Origin of the sequence: Streptomyces colwelliae, from assembly GCF_048158785.1 — a bacterium.
GTDB lineage: Bacteria > Actinomycetota > Actinomycetes > Streptomycetales > Streptomycetaceae > Streptomyces.
In genome coordinates this window covers 1-3,770 of record NZ_JBLTJC010000621.1, presented here as the reverse complement: position 1 = coordinate 3,770, position 3,770 = coordinate 1, and the positions used below count along the sequence as shown (strand labels likewise).

The window sequence follows — 3,770 nt, the reverse complement described above, 5'->3', positions numbered from 1 at the left end:
GCCTGGACCCTGGCCGAGGCCCTCGACACCATCTGCAACCACCCAGCCCTGCTGCAGGCCATGGACCCCAAACACCTCAGCCGCCTGCTGAGGCCCTGCTGCCGGGGTTCTGCAACTGGCACATCGACTTCAGCTACGCCGATACCAACGACAAGACCTGTCGGGCGTCCCGCGGGCGAACGCACCCCGAGTGCAGGATCGATCCGATGAGGAACAACTCTCCCCGGACGTTGCCTCGTTGTGGAAAGGCGTGCGCGCATCTCTGTGTCAACGGGGTGCGCCGGGTGAGTCGGTGCCGCCACATCACGAAGTGAGCCGTTCATGATCGATCAGCAGCAGGGACGGGAGCAGTCCGGGGAGGCACGACGGCGGTCGGCCGGGATCGCCGTGTTCGTGGCGGGCCTTGTGGTCACGCTCGCCTTCTTCGCCTTCTTTCCCGGGCTTCCGCACGTCATCGACTGGGGGGCGATCGTCGTCGCCCTCCTGGTAGGAGCGCTCGCCCGATGGGTCTGTCAGTCCTGGATGGGGAAGCGGGACAAAGAGAGCGAGTGAGCTCGGGTGCGGCGTCGCGGCAGTGGGGGAAGTGGTCTGGGCGCCGGCTTCGGTGATGCTTCGGTGATCCCCGCCTCAGGTGAGGACAATCACACGCTCTTCTCACCTGAGACGGAGGCCGGGTGCCGGGCGCGGGGTCAGGCGGCGAGGCGTTCCGCCAGGGCCTTGGCCTTCGTGGCCGCGTCGCCGAGGGCGCGCTCGCGGGAGGCCTCGTAGAGCGGGACCAGGTCGGACATCGCCGGGTTCTGCGGGGCCATGGTGAGCTCCGGGACGATGAACTCGAGGTCCGTACCGAGGGCGTCGGCGAACACCGCGCTCAGGTAGTTCTGCACGTACTCGAAGCCCTCGCGCGGCGTGCCGGGACCGTAGGCGCCGCCGCGGCTGGCGATCACGGTGACCGGGGTGCCCTTGACCTTCGAGTCCTCGGCGCCCGCAGTGCGGCCCATCAAGATCACGTTGTCCAGCCAGGCCTTCAGGGTCGAGGGGATGGCGAAGTTGTACATCGGGGCGCCGATCAGCACCGCGTCCGCCTGCTCCAGCTCCTCTATGAGCTTCACGCGCTCGGCGAAGGCCGCCGCCTGCTCGGGCGTGTGCGTGGCCGGGTCGGCGAAGCCGGCGGTGTGGGCGTCGGCGGTGATGTGCGGGACGGGATTCGCGGCGAGGTCGCGGTGGATCACCGTGCCCTCCGGGTGCTGTTCCTCCCAGGACGTGCGGAAGGCGTCGGCCACGGCGCGGGAGGCGGAGGCGCCGGTGGGGAACACGGAGGAGTCGATGTGCAGGAGCGTGGCCATGGGGGTCTCCGGGGATTGAGTGCGCACCGAGTGGCGCGGACTGAGGAAGATTTCAGTAGCTGAAGTTTCGTACTCGACTATGAATAACACAGGTACTTACTTTTTTTCATTCCCGCGTGGGAGGGAAGTATCCTGAAGCCATGACGGTCGAGCAGGAACACGGCACGGACCTGTGCAAGCAGGTCGACAAGGGCATCACCCGTGTCTTCCAACTGTTCGGAAAGCGCTGGACCGGGCCGATCGTGGCCGTCCTGATGGGGCAGCCCCTGCACTTCTCCGACCTGCGCCGGGCGATCCCGGGCATCAGCGAGCGCATGCTGTCCGACCGGCTCACGGAGCTCGGCGCGGCCGGCCTGCTCGTCCGTGAGGTCGACGAGGGGCCGCCCCTGCGGGTCTCCTACCGGCTGACGGACGCGGGCAAGGCCTTGGACCCGGCCCTTCGCGAACTCGGCGAGTGGGCCAAGGTGCATCTGCCCGAGGGGTGGCAGTCGGGCCCGTGCTGAAGCCTGTCCGGCGCGAGTCCCGGCGGGTGCGGGGCTGTCGGGGGCGAGTCCCGGCGGGTGCGGGTCCGGCCGGTGCGAGGACGACGGGTGTGGGTCCGGCCGGTGCGAGGCCCGACGGGCGGGTGCAGGGATGTAGTGCGGCCCGGGTTTTCCACAGCCGTGGAGTTGTCCACAGGGTCTGACGTGTTTTCGCCACCGGCTGTACGGTCGTCGCGAGTTGATGTTCGGGCGAGGGCACGTGTGAGTGCGTGTGTGCACGGGGGAGGCGGTCGGGATGACCGAGGCCGGTATCGGTGTGGGGCGCAGGCTGCCCGGAGTGCGGGGCTTCGCCACGTGGCCCGTGGAGGGGTCGCCCAAGGAAGAGGGCAAGGCGCTGCGGGCGAGCGTCCCGCACAGCGCGCACGCCGCTCTCGACCTGGACGGTTCCCGCCCCGACGCGGTGACCGCGGTCGAGGAGTCCGGCCGCGGCCGTATCCCCGGGCTCACTCCGATACGGGTGGGCAGGATGGCGGCCACGCCCTTCGCGTTCCTGCGCGGTTCGGCCGGCCTCATGGCCTACGACCTCGCCCGCACCCCCATGACCCGGATCGCCGCCCAGATCTGCGGCGACGCCCACGCGGCCAACTTCGGCCTGTACGGCGACGCCCGCGGCGGCCTGGTCATCGACCTCAACGACTTCGACGAGACCGTGCACGGCCCCTGGGAGTGGGACCTCAAGCGGCTCGCCGCCTCGCTGGTGCTCGCGGGCCGGGAGGCCGGCGCCGACGAGGACACCTGCCGTACGGCGGCGCACGGCGCGGTGGGTTCCTACCGCCGCACCATGCGGCTGCTGGCCAAGCTCCCGGTGCTGGACGCGTGGAACGCCATCGCGGACGAGGAGCTCGTCTCCCACGCCGACGCCCGTGACCTGCTCGGCACGCTGGAGCGGGTCTCCGAGAAGGCGCGGGGCAACACCAGCGGGCGGTTCGCGGCCAGGTCGACCGAGGCGGCCGAGGACGGCGGGCGCCGCTTCGTCGACGCCTCCCCGGTGCTGCGGCGGATCCCGGACGCGGAGGCCGCGGCGGTGGCGGCGTCCCTGGAGGAGTATCTGGACACGCTCTCCGAGGACCGCCTCCCGCTGCTCGCCCGGCACACGGTGCACGACGTCGCCTTCCGCGTCGTCGGCACGGGCAGCGTGGGCACGCGGTCGTACGTCGTGCTGCTCCTGGACCACCGCGGCGAACCGCTCGTCCTCCAGGTGAAGGAGGCCCGCCCCTCGACGCTGGTGCCGCATCTGCTGAGCGCCGGGTTCGACGCGCCGCCCGTCGCGCACGAGGGGCGGCGGGTGGTGCTCGGGCAGAAGCGGATGCAGGTCGTCAGCGACATCCTGCTGGGCTGGACGACGGTCGACGGACTCCCGTTCCAGGTACGGCAGTTCCGCAACCGCAAGGGCAGCGTCGACCCGGCCGCCCTCGCCGCCGACCAGATCGACGACTACGGCCGCATGACCGGCGCCCTCCTGGCCCGCGCCCACGCCCACAGCGCCGACCCGCGCCTCGTCGCCGGCTACTGCGGCAAGAAGGACGAACTGGACGAGGCGATAGCGACGTTCGCCGTGGCCTACGCCGACCGGACCGAGGCGGACCACGCGGAGCTGGTGGGGGCAGTGCGGGCGGGGCGGATCGCGGCGGAGATGGGGGTGTAGGCGGTTGGAAGCCGTGAGCCGTGAGCCGTGAGCCGTGAGCCGTGAGCCGGAAGCCGGAAGCGGGTAGGCGGGAGCGGGGAGCACCCGCCGCAACGCCAACACAGCGTTGTGCCCCGTCCTTGGCCGACCGGCTCGGTTTCTGTCTCGTTCGCTCACCGCCGTTCGCGGGCGTGCCAGCCGTCCCGCTCGTCACCGCGCCGAATTCCACCAAGGCGACACATCCACCGGCGGCTCATCCAC

Annotated in this window: 4 protein-coding genes; 3 read left to right on the top strand and 1 reads right to left on the bottom strand. The window is 70.9% G+C overall.

Annotated elements, in window-relative coordinates; all coding sequences use genetic code 11:
* The first annotated feature begins 321 nt into the window (after window positions 1-321).
* Window positions 322-552, top strand: coding sequence for a hypothetical protein (locus tag ACNFOC_RS52120; RefSeq protein ID WP_416965981.1), 231 nt, complete (start codon window positions 322-324; stop codon window positions 550-552).
* Window positions 553-689: 137 nt separating this feature from the next.
* Here the strand turns inward: ACNFOC_RS52120 and ACNFOC_RS52115 are convergent, their stop codons facing one another.
* Window positions 690-1,343 carry an FMN-dependent NADH-azoreductase gene (locus tag ACNFOC_RS52115; RefSeq protein ID WP_416965980.1) on the bottom strand — a complete coding sequence of 218 codons (654 nt, stop codon included), beginning with the start codon at window positions 1,341-1,343 and terminating at the stop codon, window positions 690-692.
* A gap of 140 nt (window positions 1,344-1,483) precedes the next feature.
* Here ACNFOC_RS52115 and ACNFOC_RS52110 point away from each other — a divergent pair, with 140 nt between their 5' ends.
* Window positions 1,484-1,846, top strand: coding sequence for a winged helix-turn-helix transcriptional regulator (locus ACNFOC_RS52110; RefSeq protein WP_416965979.1), 363 nt, complete (start codon window positions 1,484-1,486; stop codon window positions 1,844-1,846).
* A 274-nt stretch (window positions 1,847-2,120) separates the two neighbouring features.
* On the top strand, window positions 2,121-3,530 hold the full coding sequence (locus tag ACNFOC_RS52105; RefSeq protein WP_416965978.1) for a DUF2252 domain-containing protein: 1,410 nt from the start codon (window positions 2,121-2,123) through the stop codon (window positions 3,528-3,530).
* Window positions 3,531-3,770: the final 240 nt, after the last annotated feature.